The 26,997-nt window shown below is 67.3% G+C and carries 20 protein-coding genes; 5 read left to right on the top strand and 15 right to left on the bottom strand.

Annotated elements, in window-relative coordinates:
• Positions 1–12 precede the first annotated feature (12 nt).
• From G7045_RS01005 to G7045_RS00965, 9 genes are all read right to left on the bottom strand, one after another.
• Positions 13–2,469 (bottom strand): adenosylcobalamin-dependent ribonucleoside-diphosphate reductase, encoded by a 2,457-nt coding sequence (locus tag G7045_RS01005; protein ID WP_166156047.1) that lies wholly within the window; start codon positions 2,467–2,469, stop codon positions 13–15.
• 323 nt (positions 2,470–2,792) lie between these two features.
• On the bottom strand, positions 2,793–3,476 hold the full coding sequence (locus tag G7045_RS01000; protein WP_166156044.1) for a carbonic anhydrase: 684 nt from the start codon (positions 3,474–3,476) through the stop codon (positions 2,793–2,795).
• 27 nt (positions 3,477–3,503) lie between these two features.
• On the bottom strand, positions 3,504–4,319 hold the full coding sequence (locus G7045_RS00995) for a peptidylprolyl isomerase (protein ID WP_166156041.1): 816 nt from the start codon (positions 4,317–4,319) through the stop codon (positions 3,504–3,506).
• A gap of 98 nt (positions 4,320–4,417) precedes the next feature.
• Positions 4,418–5,146, bottom strand: coding sequence for a respiratory nitrate reductase subunit gamma (narI, locus tag G7045_RS00990; RefSeq protein WP_166156038.1), 729 nt, complete (start codon positions 5,144–5,146; stop codon positions 4,418–4,420).
• Positions 5,143–5,844 carry a nitrate reductase molybdenum cofactor assembly chaperone gene (gene narJ, locus G7045_RS00985; RefSeq protein WP_166156035.1) on the bottom strand — a complete coding sequence of 234 codons (702 nt, stop codon included), beginning with the start codon at positions 5,842–5,844 and terminating at the stop codon, positions 5,143–5,145. Before narJ ends, narI begins: the two co-directional genes overlap by 4 nt.
• A gap of 18 nt (positions 5,845–5,862) precedes the next feature.
• Entirely contained in the window at positions 5,863–7,386 is a 1,524-nt protein-coding gene (gene narH, locus G7045_RS00980) for a nitrate reductase subunit beta (RefSeq protein ID WP_166156032.1), read from the bottom strand.
• Between the two features lie 18 nt (positions 7,387–7,404).
• Positions 7,405–11,199 carry a nitrate reductase subunit alpha gene (locus G7045_RS00975; RefSeq protein ID WP_166156029.1) on the bottom strand — a complete coding sequence of 1,265 codons (3,795 nt, stop codon included), beginning with the start codon at positions 11,197–11,199 and terminating at the stop codon, positions 7,405–7,407.
• Between the two features lie 42 nt (positions 11,200–11,241).
• Complete coding sequence (locus tag G7045_RS00970) at positions 11,242–12,687, bottom strand: MFS transporter (RefSeq protein ID WP_166156026.1); 1,446 nt, start codon at positions 12,685–12,687, stop codon at positions 11,242–11,244.
• A gap of 31 nt (positions 12,688–12,718) precedes the next feature.
• Complete coding sequence (locus G7045_RS00965; protein WP_166156023.1) at positions 12,719–14,005, bottom strand: nitrate/nitrite transporter; 1,287 nt, start codon at positions 14,003–14,005, stop codon at positions 12,719–12,721.
• A 245-nt stretch (positions 14,006–14,250) separates the two neighbouring features.
• On the opposite strand from G7045_RS00965, the gene G7045_RS00960 reads away from it, so the two are divergent.
• Positions 14,251–15,456: an alpha/beta hydrolase gene (locus tag G7045_RS00960; protein WP_166156021.1), complete on the top strand. Its 1,206-nt coding sequence runs from the start codon at positions 14,251–14,253 to the stop codon at positions 15,454–15,456.
• A gap of 16 nt (positions 15,457–15,472) precedes the next feature.
• On the opposite strand, the gene G7045_RS00955 is transcribed toward G7045_RS00960, so the two are convergent.
• From G7045_RS00955 to G7045_RS00945, 3 genes are all read right to left on the bottom strand, one after another.
• Entirely contained in the window at positions 15,473–16,351 is an 879-nt protein-coding gene (locus tag G7045_RS00955; protein WP_166156019.1) for a delta-class carbonic anhydrase, read from the bottom strand.
• Positions 16,352–16,455: 104 nt separating this feature from the next.
• Positions 16,456–17,148 carry a response regulator gene (locus tag G7045_RS00950; RefSeq protein ID WP_166156017.1) on the bottom strand — a complete coding sequence of 231 codons (693 nt, stop codon included), beginning with the start codon at positions 17,146–17,148 and terminating at the stop codon, positions 16,456–16,458.
• The gene (locus tag G7045_RS00945; RefSeq protein ID WP_166156015.1) at positions 17,145–19,028 is read right to left on the bottom strand and encodes a type IV pili methyl-accepting chemotaxis transducer N-terminal domain-containing protein; all 1,884 of its coding nucleotides are present in this window, start codon (positions 19,026–19,028) and stop codon (positions 17,145–17,147) included. The genes G7045_RS00950 and G7045_RS00945 overlap by 4 nt, the downstream gene beginning before the upstream one ends.
• 38 nt (positions 19,029–19,066) lie before the next feature.
• Between G7045_RS00945 and G7045_RS00940 the strand changes: the two genes are divergently transcribed.
• Positions 19,067–19,954 carry a ChaN family lipoprotein gene (locus G7045_RS00940; RefSeq protein WP_166156013.1) on the top strand — a complete coding sequence of 296 codons (888 nt, stop codon included), beginning with the start codon at positions 19,067–19,069 and terminating at the stop codon, positions 19,952–19,954.
• Here G7045_RS00940 and G7045_RS00935 read toward each other — a convergent pair.
• Positions 19,920–22,664 carry an EAL domain-containing protein gene (locus tag G7045_RS00935; RefSeq protein WP_370521678.1) on the bottom strand — a complete coding sequence of 915 codons (2,745 nt, stop codon included), beginning with the start codon at positions 22,662–22,664 and terminating at the stop codon, positions 19,920–19,922. The genes G7045_RS00940 and G7045_RS00935 overlap by 35 nt on opposite strands.
• Between G7045_RS00935 and purU the strand changes: the two genes are divergently transcribed.
• Positions 22,663–23,511: a formyltetrahydrofolate deformylase gene (gene purU / locus G7045_RS00930; protein WP_166156011.1), complete on the top strand. Its 849-nt coding sequence runs from the start codon at positions 22,663–22,665 to the stop codon at positions 23,509–23,511. The two genes, G7045_RS00935 and purU, sit on opposite strands and share 2 nt — an antisense overlap.
• 10 nt (positions 23,512–23,521) lie before the next feature.
• Positions 23,522–25,009: an FAD-linked oxidase C-terminal domain-containing protein gene (locus G7045_RS00925; protein ID WP_166156009.1), complete on the top strand. Its 1,488-nt coding sequence runs from the start codon at positions 23,522–23,524 to the stop codon at positions 25,007–25,009.
• Between the two features lie 16 nt (positions 25,010–25,025).
• Here the strand turns inward: G7045_RS00925 and G7045_RS00920 are convergent, their stop codons facing one another.
• Entirely contained in the window at positions 25,026–25,172 is a 147-nt protein-coding gene (locus G7045_RS00920) for a hypothetical protein (protein WP_166156007.1), read from the bottom strand.
• 218 nt (positions 25,173–25,390) lie between these two features.
• Between G7045_RS00920 and G7045_RS00915 the strand changes: the two genes are divergently transcribed.
• Positions 25,391–25,816 (top strand): XRE family transcriptional regulator, encoded by a 426-nt coding sequence (locus G7045_RS00915; RefSeq protein WP_166156005.1) that lies wholly within the window; start codon positions 25,391–25,393, stop codon positions 25,814–25,816.
• A gap of 24 nt (positions 25,817–25,840) precedes the next feature.
• Here G7045_RS00915 and G7045_RS00910 read toward each other — a convergent pair whose 3' ends face one another.
• Complete coding sequence (locus G7045_RS00910; protein ID WP_166156003.1) at positions 25,841–26,974, bottom strand: aminotransferase class V-fold PLP-dependent enzyme; 1,134 nt, start codon at positions 26,972–26,974, stop codon at positions 25,841–25,843.
• Positions 26,975–26,997: the final 23 nt, after the last annotated feature.

Genomic DNA, 26,997 nt, shown 5'->3' with positions numbered 1-26,997 from the left:
TTTTGCTCAAAATCAGCCGCACGAGCCCATGTGGCCGCACTGCGTGCAGTAGTCGCAGCCGTCCTTGCGGATCATGGCGTAGGCACCGCATTCGGGGCATTTTTTGCCGGCCATGGGCGGGGGGTTGTCGCCTGCGTCCTGCTCGGGCTCGCCCAGGGGCAGGCTTTGCTGCACCGGGTCTTGCTGGCGGCGCGCCAGGATGGCCTGGATGGCGTAGGCCACGGCGGCGACTTCCGAGTCGTGCCACAGCGGCACGCGCGTGCCGTCGGGTTTTTCGTAGGTGCCCAGGCGCACCGGGCCCCGGTCCCAGGCAACTTTGCGCATGTCCGACAGGGCACGCTCCAGAAAGCCGCCGCGCGCGGCCAGCGACAAGAGCCGCATACTCGACGTGATCCACTGCTGCGACTCGTTGTTCTGGCCCACGGGCATGAAGAACTCGATGGCGCGGTCCACCGTGTGCGCGCCCACGCCGGTGGGCACAGGCAGGAAGGAGACGATGAGGTACAGGCGCTGCAGGCCGTCCTGCGTCCAGTATTCGATCTTCTCGGCCACAGCATCCAGGCCACCCTTGGGGCGGCTTTCAATCACCACGCGCATGGGGTCGATGGGGGCCTCAACGACGGGAACCGGCTCCGCCGCTGCGGCGGACGCTGGCGCGGCAGCCGGCGCAGGCGTGGCTTCGAGCACGGCGCCCAGGATGCTGTTCGGGCGGTAGGTGGCCAAGCCCTTGAGGCGCGCCTGCCAGGCTTGCAGGTAGAGGTTTTTGAAGTCCTCGTAGGGGTAGTCGGCGGGCACGTTCACGGTCTTGGAGATCGAGGTGTCCACAAAGGGCTGCACCGCCTCCATCATGGCGACGTGGTCGGCCGCCGACATCTGCAGCGCGCAGACGAAGTAGTCGGGCAGCTGGTTCACGTCGCCGCCGAGCTGGCGGTACAGGCGCCAGGCGTGGTCTTCGACCTGGTACTCGCTCTTGCTGCCGTCGGCCTCGCGCTTGCGGCGCGTGTAGGTCCAGGAGAACGGCGGCTCGATGCCGTTGGAGGCGTTGTCGGCAAAGGCCAGGCTGACGGTGCCCGTGGGCGCGACCGACAGCAGGTGGCTGTTGCGAATGCCGTGCTGGCGGATGGCGTCCTGGATGTCTTGGGGCAGGCGGCTGGCGAAGGTGCCCGGCGCCAGGTAACCATCGGCGTCGAACTTGGGGAACACGCCCTTTTCCTGCGCCAGCGCGACCGAGGCGCGGTAGGCGGCGTTGCGCATCCGCTCGGCGATCTGCGCCGCCATGGCGCGGCCTTCGGGCGCGTCGTAGCGCAGGCAGAGCATGGCCAGGGCGTTGCCCATGCCGGTAAAGCCGACGCCGATGCGGCGCTTGGCGGCCGATTCGTCGCGCTGCTGCTGCAGCGGCCAGTACGTCACGTCGAGCACATTGTCGAGCGCGCGCACCTGCGTCGCCACGACCTGCTCGAAGGCGTCGAAATCAAACGCCGGCGCACCCGCCAGGCCAAAGGGCTGGCGCACGAAATTCGTCAGGATGATGGGCCCGAGGTCGCAGCAGCCGTAGGGCGGCAGCGGCTGCTCGCCGCAGGGGTTGGTGGCGCTGATGGTTTCGCAGTAGTGCAGGTTGTTGTCGGCGTTGATGCGGCCCAGGAACAAGATGCCGGGCTCGGCAAAGTCGTAGGCCGACTGCATGATGGTGTCCCAGAGCTTGCGCGCCGGCACGCGCTCGTAAATCCACTGGCCATCGGCGCGCTGGCTGGCGCCGGCGGCGATCAGTTCGGCGCCGGGCTCGGCGTGGTGCACCAGCGCCCAGTCGGCGTCATCGACCACGGCCTGCATGAATTCGTCGCTCACGCCGACGGAGACGTTGAAGTTGTTCCAGCGCCCAGGGGTGCGCTTGGCGGTGATGAAGTCGAGCACGTCCGGGTGGTCGATGCGCAGCACGCCCATCTGCGCACCCCGGCGCGCGCCGGCGCTCTCGACCGTGGCGCAGGACTGGTCAAAGACATTGATGTAGCTGCACGGCCCGGAGGCCAGCGAGCCGGTGGCGCGCACGCGCGCGCCGCGCGGGCGGATGCGCGAAAAATCGTAGCCCACACCGCCGCCCCGGCGCATGGTCTCGGCGGCTTCGCGCAGGGCTTCATAGATGCCGGGGTAGCCGGCGTCGTCCACGCCCTGAATGCAGTCGCCCACGGGCTGCACGAAGCAGTTGATGAGGGTGGCCTGGATGTCGGTGCCGGCGGCGCTCATGATGCGGCCCGCGCCGATGGCGCCGGCGCGCAGGTTGGCGAGGAATTTTTCCTCCCACGCCTGGCGCTGCTCCGCTTTCTCGGCCGAGGCCAGGGCGCGCGCAACGCGGGCGTAGAGCTGCTGGGCATCCGTTTCGCCGGCCTTGAGGTATTTCTCTCGCAAAACGTCCAGGCTGATGGGTTGCTCGGTGATGCTGTCTTGCGGGGCAGCCTGGGGCTTGCGTTTCATGGCGGTCAATTCCTTTGCGATAGCGCTATCGACGGGGCGCGCACCAAGGGCGGTGCACGCAGAAAAATGGGACGGGGAAAGAGGTGTCCTGAAGGCCGGCGCGCCCCTGCAACAGGGCCAGCATGGGCCAGAGGCAGCACGCACGGCAGGACGAGATAAGGGCGCGGATTTTAACGCCAGCCCCAGCACGGCACAGACTCAAGCACCAGCCGATTACTATTAAAAATATAGCTATGAGCGCTTATTCATAAAGCGCTGGAGGCCATTTTTTGCCTTGAAAAAATGCCGCCATATCGGGCCGAAAACCCGCAAGCCGGCCCTGGTCAAAGCACCCAGTCGCCCAGCACCTGGCCATCGTGTTCGACGTAGGGCATATCGCTCGGCGGCGGCCCGGCGCTGTGCGAGGCGGCGACGAAGCTGCCCGTGGCAACGTCGAACACATAGACCTCGCCCTCCTCGATGACGTAGTGCCAGCCGTGCAGGGCGATGCGCCCGGCCTCGACGCCGGCACGCACCATGGGGTAGTCCATCAGGCGTTCGAGCTGCAGCACGATGGCGCGCTGCTCGGTGCGGTGCAGCACCTCGGGGCAGGGCTGCATGGGCAGCACGGCCTCGCGCCCGAGGTCGAGCCAGCGCTGCAGGTTGGGCGCCTCGGGGCCGATGTCGCCATACAGGGCATTGATGGCGCCGCAGTGGCTGTGGCCGCAGACGACGATGCGCTGCACCCGCAGCGTGAGCACGGCGTACTCGATGGCCGCCGTCGTGCCGTGGTGGCCGTGCGAGCCGTCGTAGGGCGGCACGAAGGCGCCGACGTTGCGCACCAGAAACAGCTCACCGGGCTGCGCCCCGGTCAGCAGATAGGGCACGAGGCGCGAGTCGGAGCAGCCGATGAACAGCGTCGTCGGGTGCTGGCCGCCATCGACCAGTTCCTGAAAGCGTTCGCGGTACTGGGGGTAGGCATCCAGATGGAAGCGGCGCAGGCGTTGCAGCAGTTCGTCGTCGGGCATCTGGGTGCTTTCCTCCATCATGCGGCGCTATTGCACCAGGGGGCTGTCGGCGGCGTCGAGCTGCACGCCTTCAATCTCGGCCTGGCCGGCGAGCAGCTGCAGGTACTGGCGCAGGGCGTTGACCCAGGTCTGCTGGCGCAGCACCAGGGCGACACTGGCGCGCACCTGCTCGAACGGCAGCTCCTGGCCGGGCTCGCGCGCGCAGACTTCGACCACGTGCAGACCAAAGCGGCTGTGCACCAGGCGCGAGAGCACGCCGATTTCCTGCGTACCGAACACGTCGCGCGCAAACTCGGGCGCGCAGTCTTCCTGGCGCAGCCAGCCCAATTCGCCGCCCTCCTGGCCGCTGGGGCAGTTCGACCATTGGCGCGCGGCCTGGGCAAAGCGCGCGCCGCCATCGTCGGCGCAGCGCACGTCGAGCAGCACGCTCTCGGCGCGCTGGCGCAGCAGTTGCACATCGACCCCGGGGGTGACGGCAAACAGCACGTGGCGCAGCTGCACGCGCTCGCCCTGGCCGCCGAGCGTGGGGTGGGCCGCGTGGTAGCGGCGGCAGGCCTCTTCGGTCGGCTCGGGCACGCTCAGGGCGGTTTCAAGCAGTTGTTCAATCGCGGCGCTGGCGGCGGCGCTGGTGGCGCCTTCCAAATCAGGGGCGTCGTCGGCGGCGAGCAGGCCCTGGCGCTGCGCTTCTTGGCGCAGCAGCTCGGTGCAGGCGCGCTGGCGCAGGTGTTCGGCCGGCAGCTGGACGCCGCTGGCGTGCAGGGCCACGCCGTTAACGCGCGCCACCGGCGCAGCGGCGGCCTCGGAGGCGCAGCCGCAAGAGGAGGTGCCACAGGTGGAGCTCATGGGGAAATTCCTGTCTGATGCGCCGCCCCAGGCGGGGCGGCTTTAAGAATAAAAACCGGCCCTCACGCTTGCCAGGCAAGCGTGAGGCGCTCTCATTTTCAGAGCGTACGGTTGGGCTGGTTGTGGCCCGCCGGCAAGTTCATGCGGCGCGCGCGCACCAGCTGGTAGGGGCGCACGATGTAGGCCAGGGTGCCAAAGCCGCTCCACACGTGCACCAGGCGGGTGAACGGGAAGATCAGGAACACCGTCATGCCCAGCACCATGTGCGCCTTGAAGACCCAGCCAACCTGGCCCAGTACCTCGACGGCGTTGCTCTGGAAGGTGACGATGGACTGCGCCCAGCCGGCGAGCTGCATCATGACCGAGCCGTCCAGGTGCTGCGCCGACAGCGGGATGGTGGCCAGGCCCAGGGCCAGCTGCACCCACAACACCCACAGCAACAGGATGTCGCTGGTTTTGCTGGTGGCGCGGATGCGGTCGTCCGACAGGCGGCGGTGCAGCAGCATGGAGACGCCGATGAAGGCCATCGTGCCGGCAATGCCGCCGCTGACCATGGCCATGATCTGCTTGTTGCCAGCGCTCAGAAAGTGCTCGTACACGAAGTGCGGTGTCAACATACCGGCGCTGTGGCCAAAGAACAGGAACAGCACCCCGACGTGGAACAGGTTGCTGCCCCAGCGCAGGCTGCCCCGGCGCAGAAGCTGCGACGAGTCGCTCTTCCAGGTGTACTGGTCGCGGTCAAAGCGCGCCCAGCTGCCGATGAAGAACACGGCCAGGCAGATGTAGGGATACAGGCCGAACAGAAAGTGGTCGATCCAGGCGGTCATGGTGCGACTCCTTGGGAAGAAGAGGTGGATGCGGCGTTGCGCACGAAATGCAGGGGCTGGGGCTGGCCGGGGCGGTTCTGGCCCTTGGTGGCGCAGCCGTCGAAGGCTTCGGGCTCGGCCCAGGCCTCGTCCATGTCGGGCTCGGGCGTGATGGCCACGGCCTGCACGCGCTGGCCGGCCACTTCGAGCACGGCCGCGATGACGCAGGCGTAGGGATTGCCCTTGTTCGCCAAGGCGGTGAACAGCGCGTTCAGGATGTGCGCCATCTCGCCCAGGAACTCGCGCGCCACGGCGCTCGGCTGGGTGGAGGCGAACTCCAGCACCGCGCCCAGGTGGTCGGGCAGCTCATCGGCGTCGAAGTACAGGCCAGCCTTCTCGTAGGTCTGCATCAGGTCGATGAGCGCCGGGCCACGCTCGCGCGAGTCACCGTGCACATGCTCGAACAGGTGCAGCGAGGTCTGGCGGCCCCGGTCGAAGGTATCGACGTAGCGTGCCTCGGCCTCCATCGGGTCGAGTGCGCACAGCTGGCGGCACAGGGCCTCGATCTCGGCCATGCGCGCCTCGGGCAGCACCTGCTCCAGGCGCAATGCGTCCAGGAGCGCGGGCATGTGCGCACGCAGCTCGGCGTGGGGGTAGCCCAGCAAATGGGCCAGGGCCCGCAGCGTCAGCCGCAGGGATTGCTGTGATTTTTTGAACATAGCGGTTCCCTGCTGCGCTTACACCGTCGCCTTGATGGGGATGGTGCGGCGCTTTTTGGCGCCGAACATGCTGGTCTCGCTGGCGCCGTCGGAGCAGCCGTTGCCAAACGAGAAGCCGCAGCCGCCGCGCACGTCAAACGCACTTTCGGCGTATTCGCGGTGCGTGGACGGGATGACGAAGCGGTCTTCGTAGTTGGCAATCGCCATGACCTTGTACATGTCCTCGACGTCGTGCTTGGACAGGCCCACTTGCTTGAGCAGGTCGAGCTTTTCCACCTGATCGACGTGCACGCCGCGCTGGTAGGCGCGCATGGCCAGCATCCGCTCCAGGGCGCGCACCACCGGGCCGGTGTCACCGGCGGTGAGCAGGTTGGCCAGGTACTGTACGGGAATGCGCAGCTGCGAGACGTCGGGGATTTCGCCGTTCACGCCCAGGTGGCCGGCATTGGCCGCCGACTGGATGGGCGAGAGCGGCGGCACGTACCAGACCATGGGCAGGGTGCGGTACTCGGGGTGCAGCGGCAGGGCGATCTTCCAATCGACGGCCATCTTGTACACCGGGCTGTTGCGCGCCGCTTCCATCCAGTTGTCGGGAATGCCGTCGATCTTGGCCTGGGCGATGACGGCCGGGTCGTTGGGGTCAAGGAAGATGTCGAGCTGCGCCTGGTACAGGTCACGGTCGCGCTCCACGCTGGCTGCTTCCTGGATGCGGTCGGCGTCGTACAGCAGCACGCCCAGATAGCGGATGCGGCCGACGCAGGTCTCGGAGCACACCGTCGGCTGGCCCGCTTCGATGCGCGGGTAGCAGAAGATGCACTTCTCGGCCTTGCCGGTTTGCCAGTTGTAGTAAATCTTCTTGTACGGGCAGCCCGAGACGCACATGCGCCAGCCCCGGCACTTGTCCTGGTCGATCAGCACGATGCCGTCTTCCTCGCGCTTGTAGATCGAGCCGCTGGGGCACGATGCCACGCACGCCGGGTTCAGGCAGTGCTCGCACAGGCGCGGCAGGTACATCATGAAGGTGTTCTCGAACTGGCCGTACATGTCCTTCTGCACCTGCTCGAAGTTCACGTCGGCGCTGCGCTTGGAGAACTCGCCGCCGAGGATTTCCTCCCAGTTCGGGCCCCACTCGATTTTTTCCATGCGCTGGCCCGTGATCAGGCTGCGCGGGCGCGCGGTGGGCGCGGCCTTCATCTCGGGCGCCGACTGCAGGTGGTCGTAGTCGAAGGTGAAGGGCTCGTAGTAGTCGTCGATCTGCGGCAGGTTGGGGTTGGCGAAGATCTTCATCAGCATCTTCCACTTGCCACCCTGGCGTGGGACGATGGAGCCGTCGGCCAGGCGGCTCCAGCCGCCGTTCCACTTGTCCTGGTTCTCCCATTCCTTGGGGTAGCCGATGCCGGGCTTGGTTTCAACGTTGTTGAACCAGGCGTACTCGACGCCGGGACGGCTGGTCCAGACGTTTTTGCAGGTGACGGAACAGGTGTGGCAGCCAATGCACTTGTCCAGGTTCAGCACCATGCCAATTTGGGCGCGAATTTTCATCGTAGTTCTCCTTCTTCCTCAGGCATGGGCCCCGGCAGCGGGGGCGCCGGCTTCTTCGTCCATCCAGTCCACATGGCGCATCTTGCGCACCAGCACGAACTCGTCGCGGTTGGTGCCGATGGTGCCGTAGTAGTTGAAGCCGTAGCTGTACTGGGCGTAGCCGCCGATCATGTGCGTGGGCTTCAAGACCACGCGCGTGACGGAGTTGTGGATGCCGCCGCGCGTGCCGGTGATTTCCGAGCCCGGGGTGTTCACGATTTTTTCCTGCGCGTGGTACATCAGCACCATGCCGTTGTTCACGCGCTGGCTGACCACCGCGCGCGCAGCAATCGCGCCGTTGGCGTTGAACAGCTCGACCCAGTCGTTATCGACAATGCCGCCGCGCTTGGCGTCGTCCTCCGAGAGCCAGATCACCGGGCCGCCACGGTTCAAGGTCAGCATGTGCAGGTTGTCGCTGTACGTGCTGTGGATGCCCCATTTCTGGTGCGGCGTGATGAAGTTGAGCGCAATCTCGGGGTTGCCGTTGGGCATCTTGCCTTCGACTTCGTGCAGCGCCTTCAGGTGCACGGGCGGACGGTAGGAGCAGAAGCCCTCGCCGAAGTCGCGCATCCAGGGGTGGTCCTGGTAGAACTGCTGGCGGCCGGTGAGGGTGCGCCATGGGATCAGCTCATGCACGTTGGTGTAGCCGGCGTTGTAGCTGACCTTCTCGCTCTCCAGGCCCGACCAGGTGGGCGAGGAGATGATCTTGCGCGGCTGCGCCTGGATGTCGCGGTAGCGGATTTTCTCGTCCTCGCGGTGCAGCGCCAGGTGCACGTGGTCGCGCCCGGTCTGCTTGCCCAGGGCTTCCCAGGCCTTGCAGGCGACGTGGCCGTTGGTCTCGGGGGCCAGCATCATCACCACTTCGGTGGCGTCGATGTCGGAGACGATCTTCGGGCGGCCTTGCGAGACGCCTTCTTCGCGCACGCGGCCATTCAAGTCACCGAGCTGCTCGACTTCGGTCTGGGTATTCCAGCCAATGCCCTTGCCGCCGTTGCCCAGCTTGTCCATCAATGGCCCCAGGGCCGTGAAGCGCTTGTAGGTGTTCGGATAGTCGCGCTCGACGATGGTGATCTGCGGTGCGGTCACGCCCGGGATCAGGTCGATCTCGCCCTTCTTCCAGTCTTTGACGTCATACGGCTGGGCCAACTCGCCCGCCGTGTCGTGCATGATGGGGGTCATCACGACTTCTTTTTCCACGCCCAGGTGGCCGACGCACACTTCGCTGAACGCCTTGGCAAAACCCTTGTAGATTTCCCAGTCGCTGCGGGCCTGCCAGGCCGGGTCCACCGCCGCCGACAGCGGGTGGATGAAGGGGTGCATATCCGAGGTGTTCAGGTCGTTCTTCTCGTACCAGGTGGCCGTGGGCAGAACGATGTCGGAGTACAGGCAGGTGGTGCTCATGCGGAAGTCCAGCGTCACCAGCAGGTCGAGCTTGCCTTCGGGCGCGTTGGCGTGCCACTTCACTTCTTGCGGCTTGGCGTCTTGCGCGCCCAGGTCCTTGCCCTGCACGCCGTGGGTGGTGCCCAAGAGGTGCTTCAAGAAATACTCGTGGCCCTTGCCCGACGAACCCAGGATGTTGGAGCGCCACACGAACATGTTGCGCGGCCAGTTCAGCGGGTTGTCCGGGTCTTCACAGCTGAGCTTGAGGCTGCCGTTCTTCAAGGACTGCACGGTGTAGTCCTTGGCGTCCAGGCCCTTGGCCTGCGCGTCCTTGACGACCTGCAGCGGGTTGGTCTGCAGCTGCGGCGCGCTCGGCAGCCAGCCCATGCGCTCGGAGCGCACGTTGAAGTCGATCATGCTGCCCTGGTAGGCGCTCTTGTCGGCCAGGGGCGAGAGCACTTCTTCCACGCCCAGCTTTTCGTAGCGCCACTGGTCGGTGTGGGCGTAGAAGAAGCTGGTCGAGTTTTGCTGGCGCGGCGGGCGGATCCAGTCGAGCGCAAACGCCAGCGCCGTCCAGCCGGTTTGCGGACGCAGCTTTTCCTGGCCCACGTAGTGCGACCAGCCGCCGCCCGATTGGCCGATACAGCCGCACATCATCAGCATGTTGATGATGCCCCGGTAGTTCATGTCGCAGTGGTACCAGTGGTTCATGGCGGCACCGATGATGACCATGGACTTGCCGTGCGTCTTGTCGGCGTTGTCGGCGAACTGGCGCGCGATGGCGATGACTTGATCGCGCGGCACGCCGGTGATGCTCTCTTGCCAGGCAGGGGTGTAGGGCTGGTTGGCGTCGTAGCCGCCGTCCGCGCCTTCGCCTTCGAGGCCGCGATGCACGCCGTAGTTGGCCACCTGCAGGTCGAACACCGTGGCCACGGCCACGCGGCCCGAGACGCCGTCGCCGTTCAAGTCAAGGTAGCTCACGGGCACGCGGCGCACCGTGACGTCGCCGCCCTGGTCGTTGGCGTTGAAGTTGGGCGTGGCAATGCCACCAAAGTACGGGAAGGCGACGTCGGTCACCTCGTGCGCCTGGGCGCCGTCTTCGAGCACCGAGAGCTTGAGCTTGACGTCGTTGCCGCCCTGCGCTTCCTTGGCTTCGAGGTTCCACAGGCCTTCGTCCGGACGGCCTTCCTTGCCCCAGCGAAAACCGATGGAGCCGTTGGGCAGCGCCACCTTGCCGTCGGCGCCGTAGGCCACGGTCTTCCAGTCGGGGTGGTTGGCCTGGCCCAGGTTGCCTTCAAAGTCGCTGGCGCGCACGTAGCGGCCAGGCACCTTGACGGTGCGGCCATCGGGCAGCTTTTTGTCTTCCAAAACAACCAGCAGCGGCAGGTCGGTGTAGCGGCGCGCGTAGTCGTCGAAGTAGCTGCTGCGCTTGTCGAAGTAGAACTCTTTGAGGATGACGTGGCCCATGGCCATGGCCACGGCGGCGTCGGTGCCCTGCTTGGGGTGCAGCCACAGGTCGGCCAGCTTGGCGACTTCGGAGTAGTCGGGCGTCACGGCCACGACCTTGGCGCCCTTGTAGCGCACCTCGGTGAAGAAGTGGGCGTCGGGGGTGCGCGTCTGCGGCACGTTCGAGCCCCAGGCGATGATGAAGTTGGAGTTGTACCAGTCGGCCGATTCGGGCACGTCGGTCTGTTCGCCCCACACCTGCGGCGAGGAGGGCGGCAGGTCGCAGTACCAGTCGTAGAAGCTCATCGGCACGCCGCCGATCAGGTTCAGGTAACGCGAGCCGGCGGCATACGAAATCATCGACATTGCCGGGATGGGCGAGAAGCCGATGATGCGATCGGGCCCGTGTTTTTTGATGGTGTAGACGTTCGCCGCCGCAATCATCTGGTTGACTTCGTCCCAGGTGGAACGCACAAAGCCACCCAGGCCGCGCTGCTTTTGCCATTCACGGCGCGCTGGCTCGTTTTCGACGATGGCGGCCCAGGCATCGACCGGGCTCTTGGCCACGGCCATGGCGGCACGCCAGTGCTTGAGCAGGCGCCCGCGCACCATGGGGTATTTGACGCGGTTGGCGCTGTACAGGTACCAGGAGTACGAGGCGCCGCGTGCGCAGCCGCGCGGCTCGTGGTTGGGCAGGTCGGCGCGGGTGCGCGGGTAGTCGGTCTGCTGGGTTTCCCAGGTGACGATGCCGCCCTTGACGTAAATCTTCCACGAGCAAGAGCCCGTGCAGTTCACACCGTGGGTCGAGCGCACGATCTTGTCGTGCGCCCAGCGGTTGCGGTAGGCGTCTTCCCAGGTGCGGTCTTCGCCATTGGTCTGGCCGTGGCCATCCGAGAATTCTTCGCGCGGCTGCGCGAAATAAGAGAGACGGTCGAGAAAATGACTCATCGTGGGACTCCTTGTTTTGAGGGGGTCAGGGTCGAGGACGCTTTAGCAAGGCATCTCAGCGTTTTTGCGCGAGTAATACCACCAGGTAATGACGACACAAAGGCCGTAGAACAGGGCGAACATCCACAGCGCAAACTCGGGGCCGCCGGTGGCGGCGATGGAACTGCCGTAGCTCTTGGGAATGAAGAAGCCACCGTAAGCACCCAGGGCACCGGCAAAGCCGACGGCCGCAGCGCCTTCGGTGTTGCCGTCCTTGAGGGCCTGGGCGCGGGCGGCTTCGTCGTTGCCACGCAGTTCACGCATTTTTTGGGTCAGGAAGATCACCGGAATCATGCGGAACGTCGAGCCGTTGCCGATGCCGGTGGTGCAAAACAGCACCAGGAACATGAGGAAGAAGCCGGTGAAGCTGCCCTCGGCCGGGCCAAACGGCAGCACATAGCCGCCGCTGCCCTTGGGCAGGAAATACAGCACGCCGATCACCGCCAGGGCCATGACCAGGAAGTTCCAGAAGGTGACGACGCCGCCGCCCACCTTGTCGGCCAGCCAGCCGCCAAACGGACGAATCACCGCACCCAAGAGCGGCCCCATCCAGGCGTAGGCCAGCGGGTTGACGCTGGGGAACAGCGCCTTGATGAGCAGCGGAAAACCGGCAGCAAAGCCAATGAAGGAACCGAAAGTGCCCAGGTAGAGCACGCACATGATCCAGTTGTGCTTGGCCTTGAAGATGGCGGCCTGGGCGGCAAAGCTGGCCTTGGCGTCGGCAATGTCGTGCATCCCGAACCAGGCGGCGATGGAGACGATGGCAATCCATGGCACCCAGATGAAGGCGGCGTTTTGCGCCCACACGTGTTGCTGCTCGCCGTTGCGCATCATCACTTGCGCGTCGCCGCCGAAGATGCCGAAGATGCCCAGGGTGATGACCAGCGGGCTCAGAAACTGCACCACCGACACGCCCAGGTTGCCCAGGCCGGCGTTCACGCCCAGCGCCGAGCCCTTGCGCTCCTTGGGAAAGAAGAAGCTGATGTTGGCCATGCTGGAGCTGAAGTTGCCCCCGCCCAGGCCGCACAAGAGCGCCAGCATGAGCATGGTCGGGTAGGCCGTGGTGTTGTCCTGCACGGCAAAGCCAATGCCCAGCGCCGGGATCAGGAGCGAGGCGGTGGACAGCGCCGTCCAGCGCCGCCCGCCAAACACCGGCACCATGAAGGAGTAGAAGATGCGCAGCGTCGCGCCCGAGAGCGCCGGCGCCGCTGCCAGCCAGAACAGCTGGTTGGTCGAGTACTTGAAGCCCAGCGCCGGCAGGTTCACGGCGACCACGCTCCAGACCTGCCAGATGGCGAAGGCCAGGAACAGCGCCGGCACCGAAATCCAGAGGTTGAGCTTGGCCACGGCCTCGCCCTCGCGCTCCCAAAAAGCCTTGTCCTCGGGCGTCCAGATATGCAGCGTCCGGCCTTTGTGCGCGCCGTCTTGCGTTACAGCATTGCTCGCCATGGTGTGGTTTCCAATCGTGGTGAAAAGGGGATCAACGGGCAGCGGGCGCAGCGCCCTCGCCGGTCATGACGTCGGTGCGGCGCACCTCGGTCCAGTACATCCAGATGAGCGAGACCCAGACCACGCCATACATCAGCATGAAGGCGCTGGAGCGGATGCCCGTCCAGTCCATGAGCGCGCCGAACATGATCGGCAGGATGAAGCCGCCCATGCCGCCAGCCAAGCCGACGATGCCGCTGATGGCGCCGATGTTGCCGGGGTAGTCGTCGCTGATGTACTTGAACACGCTGGCCTTGCCAAAGGCCCAGGCCACGCCGAGCACGGCCATGATGGCGGTGAAGGCATAGACGTTCAGGCCGATGTGGAAGGTGCTCGGGCCGTTGACCGTCTGGATGGTGAAATCCGTCTGCGGGTAGCTCAGCAAAAACAGGCAAATCCAACTCACCCACATCACCCACCAGGTCACGCTGTGCGCGCCGTACTTGTCCGACAGCACGCCGCCAATGGCGCGCAGCACACCGCCGGGCAGAGAGAAGCAGGCCGCCAGCAGCGCCGCAACGCGGATATCGAGGCCGTACTCGCCCACGTAGTACTGCACCATCCACAGCGCCAGCGCGACGTAGCCGCCAAAGACGATGCTGTAGTACTGGCAGTACTTGAGCACCTTGGGGTCTTTGAGCGCCTTGAGCTGCTCGGTGAACTTCACGTTGCTGGAAACCAGGTGGCTGGGGTCGCTGTGGCTGAACAGCCAGAACAGCACCAACGTGCCCAGCATGATGGCGGCGTACACCTGCGGCACCATGGCCCAGCCAAAGGCCACCAAAATCACCGGCGCGACGAACTTGTTCACCGCCGCGCCCGAGTTGCCGGCGCCGTACACGCCCATGGCCGTGCCCTGGCGGTTTTTGGGAAACCAGCGCGCCACATAGGGCGTGCCGACCGAGAACGCACCACCAGCGAGGCCGACGAACAGGCCGATGGTCAGAAAGTGCCAATACTGAGTGGCGTAGCCCATCAACCAGATGGCCGGCACCGTCACTGCCATGAGGCAGGCGAGCACGATGCGCCCGCCGTACTTGTCCGTCCAGATGCCCAGCGGCACCCGCACCAGCGAGCCCGTGAGCACCGGCATGGCGGTGAGCAGGCCGAACTGGGTCGAGTTCAGATCGAGCATCTTCTTGATGGGGATGCCGATGATGCCGAACATCATCCAGACCATGAAACACACGGTAAACGCCAGGGTGCTGACGATAAGTACAGACCAAGCCTGGCGGGTGCGGCGGGGATCTTCAGCCGCAGGGTGCGACGGGGAAGCCATAGGGTTTTCCTTGTATGCCTAATGCCCCGCCATGCTCGCGTAAACCCGCTGCCCTGCCCATCCTTCGCTGGGAGGCCGGGGCCACAGCAAAAGAACGATGGGAGCGCCATGCGCCCTAGTTCCAAAGAACTACTACCACCCGCCGTGCCACACTGCACAGGCGCTGACAGCCAACCAAATTGAAGGCAAAAAATGCCTCTAGCGCCTGCCAGTCAAGCGCAAGCAGCTATTAATTAAGGAGCATCATGCCCCGTACGAGCAAGACCCCCCCCCGCCCGGCCCAGCGCCGCACCTGGCAGCAATTGCGCGCCAGCGACCTGCGCGCCGCCGCCCGCCTGGCGACCCAGGCCACCGTAGGCGTGGTGCAGATCGTCGAGGGCGTACACCAGTCGGTGCGCGCCACCGTCGGCCTGCCCGGCGGTGCGCGTGCGGGCAGCACCAGCGGCATCACCGGCCTGGTGTACCGCAGCATCGAGGGCAGCACGCGCTGGGTCGATCGCGGCCTGCAGGCGGCGCTGCTGCGCCTCGAACCCTGGCTCGAACGCAGCCTGGCAGACCCCACTGCGGGCGTGGACGCCGAGCGCGAGGCCCTGCTCTCGGCCCTCAACGGCGTGCTCGGCGACCGCCTGGCGGCCGACGCCAGCCCCCTGGCCCTGCCCATGCAATTGCGCCAGGGCGGCCAGCCGCTGGACCTGGCCACCCCGCCCGGCGGAGGCAAGCTGCTGCTGCTGGTGCACGGCCTGTGCATGAACGACCTGCAGTGGCAGCAAAGCGGGCACGACCACGGCGCCTACCTGGCGCAGGCGCACGGCTACACGCCCCTCTACCTGCGCTACAACAGCGGCCTGCCGATTGCCGAAAATGGCCGCCTGCTGGCGCAGCAGCTCCAGGCCCTGCTGGCCACCTGGCCGACTGCGCTGACAGACTTTGCCGCCATCGGCCACAGCATGGGCGGCCTGGTGCTGCGCGCCGCCGTGCAAGCGGCCACCGAGGCCGGCATGGACTGGCCGGCGCAACTGCGCCGCCTGGTGTTTGTGGGCTCGCCGCACCAGGGCGCACCGCTCGAACGTGCCGGCCACGGCGTCGATCTGCTGCTGGGCAGCACGCCCTACAGCCGCCCCTTCGCCCGCCTGGGGCTGCTGCGCAGCGCCGGCATTACCGACCTGCGCCACGGCCAGGTGCGCGCCGAGGGCAACGCGCCGCTGCCGCTGCCCGAGGGCATCGCCTGCTACACCATCGCCGCCACCTTGGCCACGCGCCGCTCCTGCCTGGCCGAGCGCCTGCTGGGCGACGGCCTGGTGCCCCTGGCCAGCGCCCTGGGCCGCCACCGTGAGCCCGCACGGCGCCTGGCCTTTGCCCCGGCGCGGCAGCACATCGCCTACCAGGTGGGGCATTTGCAACTGCTGTCCGACCCCGGCGTGGCGCACAAGCTGGCGCAGTGGCTGGCCTGACGGCAGCCCGCCGCCATCAAGGGACCATGGGGGCCAGCAACTGCGGCAGCGTCACCAGGTTGCGCACGCCGTGGGCGTGCTCTTCCTGGTACACATTGCCCTGGCACCAGGCCCCGAGCGACGCGATATTGACCTTGGCCACCTGCGGGTACACGCGCCAGGTCACCTGCAGGGGCGAGCCTTTTTCGTTGTACGCCGGGCCGGTGGTCGAACCCAGGTATTCGAGCGGCACGCCCGTGTTCTGCAGCAGGCCCAACGCCTGGGCATAGCCCTGCACCATGCCGTGGCGCGTGAGGTGGCGAAAGTCGTGTGCGCCCGGGTCGTTGACCAACACCAGCACCTGCGCCAGCACCCGCAACTGCGGGTTTTGCGTGCCCGCGTTCAGGCAGGCGCCCAAGGTGGGGCCGGGCTGCACCTGCGCGCTGCTGTGAACGTAGTGCAGCTCGATGGTGTCGCCCGACTGCAAGCTGCCGTGGGCGCTGGGGCAAACGCCCGCCCCCAGTGGGGCCAATTCAGCGGGCGTGAGCGCACCGCTGTAGCGGTAGCCCGTGCCAAAGCCCGCGCCATCGCCGTTGCCTGCGTACTGGGTAAATTCGCCGCCCTTGTGCTCGGCGTTCTGGTGCAGGTGGATGTTGCACAGGTTCATGGCCGTGTGCGCCGGGGCCTTGGCAAAGGTGATGGGGTTGCTGCCCGCCGCCACCGCCAGGTCACGCGGGGCCTGCGGGCCATAGCCCTGGCCCGCCGTCTGGGCGGCCAGTTGCTGCTGCTGGCGCGCCAGCACCGCATCGGGCACGCCAGCGCCCGCTGCAAGGGGCGGCGTGCCCGTGGCAGCGCAGCCCGCCAGGGCCAGCGCCGTGCTGGCCGTCAACCATTGTCCGAACCTGTGTACTTGCATTGCATTGCCTCCTGCAGGGTGGTGGGGAAATGGATGGAATGATTTATGGCAATTTTTATGGCAATTTCGGCCTTAAAACATTGCCAGACAAGCGCAACCAGCTACTATTTTGATAGCAAATCAGATGCCTCGGCACGCTGGCGATCGGAGGCATAAACCGCCGCCTGCACGCGCGAGGTCAGGCCGAGTTTGCGCAAGATGTGCTGCACATGAATCTTGACCGTGGTTTCGGCAATGTCCAGGGCACGGGCGATTTCCTTGTTGCTCGCGCCCCGGGCGATCTCGCGCAGCACATCCTCCTCGCGCGGCGACAGCGGCGATGCCTCCTCCTCCGGTGCCAGCGGCGCCGGCGCCGGGGCGGGCACACCCTGGCTTTGGAAGGCGGCGACGAGCTTGCCCATCATCTCCGGGCTGACCACGGGCTCGCCGCGTGCGGCGCGGCGAATGGCCTCGGAGAGCAGATCGCCGTCGATGGTCTTGAGCAGATAGCCCTGGGCGCCGTGGCGCAGCGCCGCCGCCAGGTCTTGCCCGTCCTCGCTCACCGTCAGCATGACGACGTGGCTCGCCGGCGCGGCCTCGCGCAGGCCGGCAATGGCATCGACCCCGAGCACGCCCGGCAGGTGGTTGTCGAGCAAGATAACCTGCGGCTGCAGGCTACCCACCAGGCGCAGCGCCTGGCCCGCGTCGCCGGCCTCGCCCACCACGCGCAGGCCCTCGTCGAGCCCGAGCAGGGCCACCAGGCCGCGCCGAAACAGGGTGTGGTCATCGACGACAAAAACAGAAATCGGCTCGCTCATGCGTGGGTACTCTCTTCATGGACCAGGGGGACGGCCACCGGCAGGGCAATGCACACCCGGGTGCCGCCAGCGCCGGGCGCGGAGTCTACGCGCACCTGTGCGCCCACGCGCTGCGCGCGCTCTTGCATGATGCCCAGGCCGACGTGCACCGAGTCCGGGGCGACGCGCGCCGGATCGAAGCCGCAGCCGTCGTCAATCACCTCGAACTGCCAGGGGTGGCGCTGCACGCGCAGCTGCACGCAACTGGCGCCGGCGTGTTTGCGCACGTTCGACAGCGCCTCCTGCACCATGTGCAGCACCTGGATTTGCACGTCGGCGTCCAGCGGCAGGCCATGGCCGGCCATGTGCAGCTGCGTGGCGATGCCGGTCTGGTGCTCGAACTTGGAGAGCGTGGCGCGCAGTGCCGTCTCAATGTCTTCGTCGTTGGTGCGGGTGCGAAAGTGCACCAGCAGCTCGCGCACGTCGGCATAGCACTCGCGCACACCCTCCTCCAGCTCGGCCAGGCTGCGCTCGCGCACCTCGTGGTTGTCCTTGGCGATGGCGTCGCGCAGCAGCTTGGTCTGGATTTTGAGAAACGCCAGCGACTGCGCGATCGAGTCGTGCAGCTCGCGCGCAATCAGGCTGCGCTCGTGTGCCACCGCCGCCTCGCGCTCCAGGGCGCTCGCGCGCAGGCTCTCCATGGCGCTGGCCAGGTGCTGCACCAAGGTGGCGAGCAGGCTGCGCGTCTCCTCGGGCAAGGCGCGGGCGTGGCGAAAGAACAGCGACACCTCGCCCAGCAGGCGCTGCTGCAGCCGCACGGGGATGCTGACCACCGTTTCAAAACCGGCCTCGCGGCAGTGCGGCAGCTGCTGGCCCGACACCGGGGTGATGGGGATGACGCGCATCCGCGCCGTCTCCGGCACCTGGCCGCACTCGCAGCTGCCTGGCGCCAGGCAATGCTCGCGCTCGGCCAGCTCTTTGGGCAAGCCGTCGGCAGCCAGCAGCACGTAGCGCTCGTTTGCCTCATCGCTCCAGCGCACGGCGGCGGCGTCGGCCCCGGCCACCTGCCGCACCTGGCGCGCAAAGCCCTGCGCCAGCGCCTCCAGGCTGCCGGCCTCGGCGCCCAGGGCGCTGACGGCGTAGAGCGCCGCCAGGCGCTGGTTCTGCTCGGCAACGCTGGCGGTTTTCTCGCGCACCTTGCGTTCGAGGTCGTCGTGCGACTCCTGCAGCGCGTGCGCCATCAGGTTGAAGCCGGCCGACAGCTGACCAAATTCGTCTTGCGTATCGACCGACATGCGCGTGCCCAGGTCGCCCTGGCGCAGCCGTTCGATGGCCTGCTGCAAGCGCGTCACCGGGTGCAGGATGAGCAGATAACTCACCGCCATGAAGGTCACGGCTGCGGCAATCGCCAGCGCCACCATCAAGAGCTGGAACAGGTGCAGCACCGCCGTCCAGCGTGCAATCTGGTGCTCTATGGACTGCACAAAGGCATTGATGTGAAAGACAAAGCCGTCGGCGCGCTCGATCGCCTCGCCGGGCATGACCTCGTTCCACTGCGCGCGCAGCTCCGTCCACTCGCTGCGTACGCGCTCAAAGCGCTCGCGCGTCTCCTCGGCGCGTGGCACGAACAGGGGACGCGCCGGATCGCCCGTGCGCAGCAGCTCCAGGCTGGCGTCGAACTGGCGTTCGAGCGCCGCCACGCGCTCGGGCGACTCGTTTTGCTGCGCAATCACCATGCGCAGCAGGTTCATGCGCAGGCGCCCGGCCTCGTTCACGGCGGCGGCGCCGCCTTCGAGCTGCCAGGTGACCCACAGCGTCAGCCCGATGGAGCCCAGGGCGATGAGTAAAAAGGCCACGCCCAAGCCCAGCAGCTTGGTGGAGAGAGACGGTTTTGTGCGCATGGCCCCAAGTGTAGAAGCGCACCCCGTACCATCGCCGCATGAAAACCTTGCGTCCCCTCTGGCCCCTGGCCGCCCTCAGCCTGTGGCTGGCGGGCTGCGCCAGCCTGGCCCCGCCCCCCCTGGTCCCCGAACTGCCCCTGGCCGACTGGCCCGCGCCGCTCGCTAGTACCGCCCCCCCCGCCCTCTTGCTGCTGGGCGAGCAGCACGACGCCGCCGCGCACCAGCAATGGCAAGCGCACAGCGTGCAGTGGCTGGCCGCGCGCGGTCAGCTCGCCGCCCTGGTGCTGGAGATGGCCGAGGCCGGCCACAGCACCCAGGGCCTGCCCGCGCAGGCCGACGCCGCCGCCGTGCGCCAGGCCCTGGCCTGGAACGACAGCGCCTGGCCCTGGGCGCACTACGGCCCGGCCGTGCTCGCCGCCGTGCGCGCTGGCGTGCCGGTGTACGGTGGCAACCTGCCCAGGGCGCAGATGAAGGCGGCGCAGCAAGACAGCGCCCTCGACACCCACCTGAGCGCCCCCGCCTGGCAGCGCCAGCAAGACGCCGTGCGCGCAGGCCACTGCGACCTGCTGCCGCCAGCGCAAATCCTGCCCATGGCACGCATCCAGCTCGCGCGCGACCGCAGCCTGGCGCAGACCGGGCAGGCGCTGCTGCAGCCCGGGCGCACGGTATTGCTGATCGCCGGCCTGCAGCATGTGCAGCGCCACCTGGGCATTCCCACCTGGTGGGGGCAAAAATACGAGTCAAAAGTGGCTATAGCGCAAGCTGGGCAAGCGCAAGCAGCTATCAAAACAGAAGCAGACTGGATCGTACTGACCCCGGCCCTGGCGCCGCGCGATCACTGCGCCGAGCTGCGCCAGAGCTGGGGCGCACCGCCGCGCGCCACGCCCCTGGCTACGCCGGGGCCTGGGCCTGCAGCAGCGCCGTGAACTCGGCCACCGGCAGCGGGCGCGAGAACAGGTAGCCCTGGTAGGCGTCGCAGCCGCGCTGGCGCAGGCATTCGAGCTGCGCCGCCGTCTCCACGCCTTCGGCCAGCACCGCCAGGCCCAGGCTGTGGCCCAGGGCGATGATGGCGCTGCTGATCGCCAGGTCGTCGCTGCTGTCGGGCAGGTCGCGGATGAAGCCCTGGTCGATCTTGAGCACGTCGAGCGCAAAGCGCTTGAGGTGCGCCAGCGACGAGTAGCCGGTGCCAAAGTCGTCCACCGCCATGCGCACGCCCAGCGCGCGCAGGCGCAGCAGCACCTGGCGCGCTTCCTCGGGGCGCTCGGCCAGGGCCGATTCGGTCAGCTCCAGCTCCAGCTGCGCCGGCGCAAAGCCCGATGCCGCCAGCGCCTGCGCGCAGTCACTGGCAACGTCGGTGAGGTGAAACTGGCGCGGCGAGACGTTGACCGCCAGCGTGATCGCCGCCAGGCCGGCGGCGCGCCATTGCTGGCCCTGGGCGCAAGCCTGGCGCAGCACCCACTGCCCCAGCGGCCCGATCAGGCCAGAACTTTCCGCCACCGGGATGAAGCGCGCGGGCGAGATCAGCCCCTCCTCGGGGTCAAGCCAGCGCAGCAGCGCCTCGGCGCCGATGATGCGGCCGCTGGCAATGTCGATCTGCGGCTGGTAGTACAGCTGCAAGTGCCCCTGCGCCAGCGCCACGCGCAGACGCGCCTCCAGCTCCAGGCGCTCGCGTGCGGCCTGCGTCATTTCCTCGTGAAAGAAGCACCAGGCGCCGCGCCCGCGCGCCTTGGCGCCGTACACCGCCGCGTGCGCACCCTGCAGCAGCGCCTGCGCCGTATCGGCATGGCCGGGGCACATGCAAATACCCACACTCACGCCAACGACGATCTCCACCCCCTGCGGCGACACCCAGGGCTGGGCCACGGCAGCGATCAGTCCGCGCGCCACGGCGGCGGCGCCGTCGGCATGGCGCAGCTGGCGCACCAGCACCGCCAGCTCGTCGCCCGCCATGCGCCCCACCAGGTCGCCCGGGCGCAGCGCCGCGCGCACCTGGCGCGCGATGTGCTTGAGCACCTCGTCGCCCACCTGGTGGCCGTAGCTGTCGTTCACGTCCTTGAAGCGGTCGAGGTTGAGCAGCAGCACGGCCAGGATCTCGCCATCGCGCTGTGCCTGCTGCACCGCCGTGGCCAGCTGCTGACCAAACCACAGGCGGTTGGACAGGCCGGTGAGCGGGTCAAAGTGGGCCAGGAATTCAAGCTGCTGGCGCTGCGCCTTTTCCGCCGAAATGTCGGTGAACATGCAGACGTAGTGCGTCACCTGCCCGTCCGGGTCGCGCACTGCCGACAGCGACATGTGCTCGGGAAAGACTTCGCCACTCTTGCGCCGGTTCCAGATCTCGCCTTGCCAGTGGCCGGTTTGCGCCACGCTGGCCCACAGGGCGGCGTAAAAAGCGTCGTCATGGCGCCCAGATTTGAAAACACGCGGCGTCAGGCCCAGCAGCTCGTCCTCGCTGTAGCCCAGCATCCGCGTCACGGCGGCGTTGACGGAGACGATGCGCGCCTGGGCATCGGTCACCAGCACGCCCTCGGCGGTGTTGTCCACCACGGTGGCGGCCAGGCGCTCGCGCTCCGCCGCCAGGCGCTGGTCGGTGAGGTCGGTCAAGATGCCGGAAAAGCGCTCGGCCTGGCCCTCGGCGTCAAGGTGACGCTGGCCACGCGCCTGCACCCAGCAGTAGCTGCCGTCGTAGCGCTGGATGCGCGCCGTCTCGTCGAACGGCACGCCGCTGTCGATCGTGCGCTGCACCGCCTGGCGCACGCGTTGGCGGTCTTGCGGGTGCAAAAGGCGCAGCAAGTGCAGGCCCACAGGCAGTTCGCTGCCCTGGTAGCGCAGCAGGCGCACCATGCCCTGCGAGTAGGTTGAGCGCCGCTGGCGCAGATCCCAGTCCCACATGCCGTTGCCGCTGCCGTCGAGCGCCAGGCGCAAGATGGTTTCGCTGCGCACCAGCGCCGCGCGCGTGGCGCCCACCTCGCTCATGTCGAGCAACACGCACACCAGGTGCGCCGGCACACCCGCGCGCGCCGGTACGCGGCTGACGGTGCACAGCACTGGCAGCGGCGCCCGGCCATCGGCGCGGCGGCACAGGCGCTCGCTTTGGTAGTAGTTGATGCGCCCGTCGAGCAGCTGCTGCAGCTGGCCCTGCGCCCAGGCCGGGTCGCCAGGCATGATCCATTCACGAAAATGCCGGCCCAGCGCCTCCTCGGGCGCCAGGCCCAGCCAATCGGCCAGGCGGGCGTTGACCCACCACATGCGCAGGCTGACCGGATCGACACGCGCCATGCCCGCCGGCGCGTGCTCGGCCACATGCGCCATCTCCTGGGCCAGCGCACTGCGCTGCTGCTCGCTGCGCGCGGCACGCGCCAGCAGCCAGCCGGTGAGGGCTGCCGTCAGCAGCACGTAGCCCCAGCCCTTGAGGGTGAAGGCCAGCGGGCGCCACGGCCAATCGGGCGCAAGCCCATGCTCGAGCAGCGCGTCGCCCCCCAGCACCCACACAGCCCCCAGCAGCAAATACAAAAACACAGCCTGCCACGGCCGCACGCAGGCACCGAGGAACGCTGGCCGGGGGTTGTTCTTGTCCATGTTCTCGCCCAGGTCGGGCCCACAAAAATGGGGTGCACCGGCTGCGACAATCGCGGCCATGACCCCGACCTATATTCTCACCCTGTCCTGCCTCGATCGCCGGGGATTGGTACATGCCGTCTCTGGTTTTTTGCTCGACCACGGCGCCAACATCGAAGAAGCCGCGCAGTACAACGACCACGCCACCGGCCTGTTCTTCATGCGCGTGCAATTTGCCGGCGCCGAGCATGACCTGGCCGCGCTCAAGGCCGCGCTGGCACCTTTTGCCGCCAGCTACCAGATGGATGCGCGCCTGCACGCGCAAAGCGCGCCCATGCCGACGGTGCTCATGGTCAGCCGCGAAGGCCATTGCCTCAACGACCTGCTGTTTCGCGTCAAGAGCGGCCTGCTGCCCATCGACGTGCGCGCCATCATCAGCAACCACCGCGACTTCTACCAGCTCGCAGCCAGCTACAACATACCGTTTCACCACATCCCGGTCAGCGCCGCCACCAAGGCCCAGGCCGAGCAGCGCCAGTACGAGATCATCGAAGCCGAAGGCGCCGAACTGGTGGTGCTGGCGCGCTACATGCAGGTGCTCTCCAACGACCTGTGCACCCGCCTGGCCGGGCGCGCGATCAACATCCACCACAGCTTCCTGCCCAGCTTCAAGGGCGCCAAGCCCTACTACCAGGCGCACGAGCGCGGCGTCAAACTCATAGGCGCCACCGCGCACTACGTTACCGCCGACCTCGACGAGGGCCCGATCATCGAGCAGGACGTGGCCCGCGCCGACCACACCGACACCGTCGAAGACCTGACCGCGCGCGGCAGAGACACTGAAAGCCAGGTGCTGGCGCGCGCCGTGAAGTGGCACAGCGAGCACCGCGTGCTCCTCAACGGCCACAAGACCGTCGTCTTCCGCTGATACCCCACCCATGAACACCGCCGCCCCCACCGCCGAACGCACCGCCCGCCAACGCACCGTGGTGGCGGCCCTGTCCCGCTGCGTACCAGCGCACACCCTGCTGTGGCAGGCCGAGGACACCACGCCCTACGAGTGCGATGGCCTCACCGCCTACCGGCAGCGCCCGCTGGTGGTATGCCTACCCGAGACCGAGGCGCAGGTGCAGGCCGTGCTGCGCACCTGCCACCAGCTGCAGGTGCCGGTGGTGGCGCGCGGCGCCGGCACGGGGCTCTCGGGCGGCGCCATGCCGCACGCCATGGGGGTGACGCTCTCGCTCGCGCGCTTTAACCGCATCCTCCACATCGACCCCAAAGCGCGCAGCGCCACCGTGCAGTGCGGCGTGCGCAACCTGGCGATCAGCGAAGCCGCCGCCGCCCACGGCCTGTACTACGCACCCGACCCGAGCAGCCAGATCGCCTGCACCATCGGCGGCAACGTGGCCGAGAACGCGGGCGGCGTGCACTGCCTGAAATACGGCCTGACGCTGCACAACGTGCTGCGCGTGCGCGGCTTCAGCGCCGAGGGCGAGGCGCTGGAGCTGGGCAGCCACGCACTCGATACGCCGGGGCCGGATTTGCTCGCCGCCGTCATCGGCAGCGAGGGCATGTTGGCCGTGGCGCTGGAGGTGACCGTCAAACTCATCCCCAAGCCGCCGCTCGCGCGCTGCATCATGGCCAGCTTTGGCGACGTGCGCCAGGCGGGCGATGCGGTGGCCGCCGTCATTGCCGCCGGCATCATCCCCGCCGGGCTGGAGATGATGGACAAGCCCATGACCGCCGCCGTCGAAGCCTTTGTGCACGCCGGCTACGACCTGGACGCAGCCGCCATCTTGCTGTGCGAGAGCGACGGCACGCCCGAGGAGGTGGCCGAAGAAATCGAGCGCATGAGCGCCGTGCTGCGCCGCGCCGGCGCCACCGCCATTGCCGTCAGCCGCGACGAGGCCGAGCGCCTGCGCTTTTGGAGCGGGCGCAAAAACGCCTTCCCGGCGAGCGGCCGCATCAGCCCCGATTACATGTGCATGGACTCGACCATTCCCAGAAAACGCCTGGCCGACATCCTGCTGGCGATTGCCGAGATGGAGAAAAAATACGGCCTGCGCTGCTGCAACGTGTTCCACGCCGGCGACGGCAACCTGCACCCCTTGATCCTGTTCGACGCCAACGACCCCGAGCAGCTGCGCCGCTGCGAGCAGTTCGGCGCCGACATCCTGGAGACCAGCGTCGCCATGGGCGGCACCGTCACGGGCGAGCACGGCGTGGGCGTGGAGAAGCTCAACTCCATGTGCGTGCAGTTCACGCCCGAGGAGCTGGCGCAGATGCACGCCCTCAAAGCAGCTTTTGACCCCGCCGGCCTGCTCAACCCCGGCAAGGCCGTGCCCACGCTCAACCGCTGCGCCGACTACGGCCAGATGCTGGTGCGCGGCGGCCGCCTGGCGCACCCGGATTTGCCGCGCTTTTGAGCGCGGGCGGCACCGGCTACGCCTTGCCCACCTGCTGACGCTCGCGGGCCAGGCGGTCGCGCTCGTCGAGCTCGCGCAAGCGCCGGATATTGGCCAGCATCGCATCGCGCTGCGCACGCGTTGGCGGCTTGATGTCCAGGCGCGGCAACGGCCGATCTTCCACCCGGGGCGGGGTCGGTTCTGATTCTGGAGACGAGAAGGAAGAATTCTGGGACATGTTCCGGTTCCTAGATCCGCGCCAATCAAAGGCTGCCCGGTGCGGCGGCGCCGCACGCCAGGCCCCGGGGACATTCCAACGGTTGCGTAACAAAGAATCAACTATTCTATGTAACTACTCGCGAAAATCAATCTTGTCCGCTACCGTCCCCCTACGGTGGCTGGATGCAGGAAGCAAAAGCCCAATTTGCGCAGCGGTTACGCCAGGCCATGGAGGCGGCAGGCTACGAGCCCAAGCCCTCCGTGCTGGAGCGCGAATTCAATACCCGCCACTGGGGCAAGCCCATGACCCTGCATGGCGTGCGCCGCTGGCTGCAGGGCGAAACCATTCCTAACCACAAGAAGCTCACCACCCTCGCCGAATGGCTGCGCGTGCCGGTGCAGGCGCTGGGCTATGGCGAAGCCTTGCACCGTGAGCGCGAACCGCAGCGCCCCGGACCGGGGCACATCGGCCTGGGCTACCAGGATCGGGAACTGTTCGAGACCTATCTGCGCCTGCCCGTGCCCAAGCGGCGCCTGGTGCGCGACGTGATCCTGGCAATTGCCCGTGCCCACGCGGCGGAAGAGGCCGAGCGGGAAGCCGCCCATTAATTGGATGGGCAGATGGGCGAGCGCTCAGGCTCCGATTTGATCGAGCGCCGTGCGCAAATGGCCCACGGTGCGGGCCGTGTCGTGCCACTTGTCCAGGCCAAACAGGCCCAGGCGGAAGGTTTTGAAGTCCGGCCCCTCGTCGCACTGCAGCGGCACGCCGGCGGCGGTTTGCAGGCCCACTTGCAGGAATTTTTTGCCGTTTTGAATGTCCGGGTCGGTGGTGTAGCTCACGACCACGCCCGGCGCCTGCCAGCCCTCGGCGGCCACGCTCGCAAAGCCGCGTGCCTGCAGCAGCGCGCGCACCTGCCGCCCCAGCGCCATCTGCTCGGCGCGCACGCGCTCAAAGCCGTAGGAGCGCGCTTCCTGCATGGCGTCGCGCAGCTGCACCAGGGCGTCGGTGGGCATGGTGGTGTGGTAGGCGTGCTGGCCTTTTTCGTAGCCTTCGGCAATCAGCAGCCACTTTTTCAGGTCGCAGGCAAAGCTCGAACTTTGTGTGTCTTCGATGGCCTGGCGCGCCAGCTCGCTGAGCATGACCATGGCGCAGCAGGGCGTGCTGCTCCAGCCCTTTTGCGGCGCGCAGATCAGCACATCAACACCCGTGGCCTGCATATCGACCCAGACCGCACCCGAGGCGATGCAGTCGAGCACCAGGAGCGCGCCCACTTCGTGCGCCGCCGCAGCCAGGCTGCGGATGTAGTCGTCGCTGAGCATGATGCCGCTGGCCGTCTCGACATGCGGGGCAAACACCAGGGCTGGCTTTTCAGCACGAATGGTGGCCACCACTTCCTGCACCGGGCAGGGCGCCCAGGGCGCCTGCGCGCCGCTGCCTTGCGGGCGCGCTTTGCACACCACAGCGCCGCCACCAAGGCCCCGGTCGGCGTCAAAAATCTGGCTCCAGCGGTAGCTGAACCAGCCGTTGCGCACGATCAACACTTTTTGCTGGTTGGCGAACTGGCGCGCCACCGCCTCCATGCCGAAAGTGCCGCTGCCGGGCACCAGGGCCACGCTGTGCGCGTGGTACACCTCCTTGAGGGTGCCAACAATGTCCTGCATGGCGCGCACAAAGCGCTGGGACATGTGGTTGAGCGCGCGGTCGGTATAGACCACGGAAAATTCAAGCAGGCCCTCAGGGTCGATTTCGGGCAAAAGTCCGGGCATGGCGGGGTTCCCATTCATCCAAC

The sequence above is a fragment of the Acidovorax sp. HDW3 genome (assembly GCF_011303755.1).
Classification (GTDB): Bacteria; Pseudomonadota; Gammaproteobacteria; order Burkholderiales; family Burkholderiaceae_C; genus Paenacidovorax.
The sequence above is the reverse complement of the archived record's forward strand: the minus strand, read 5'-3'. Positions and strand labels throughout refer to the sequence as shown.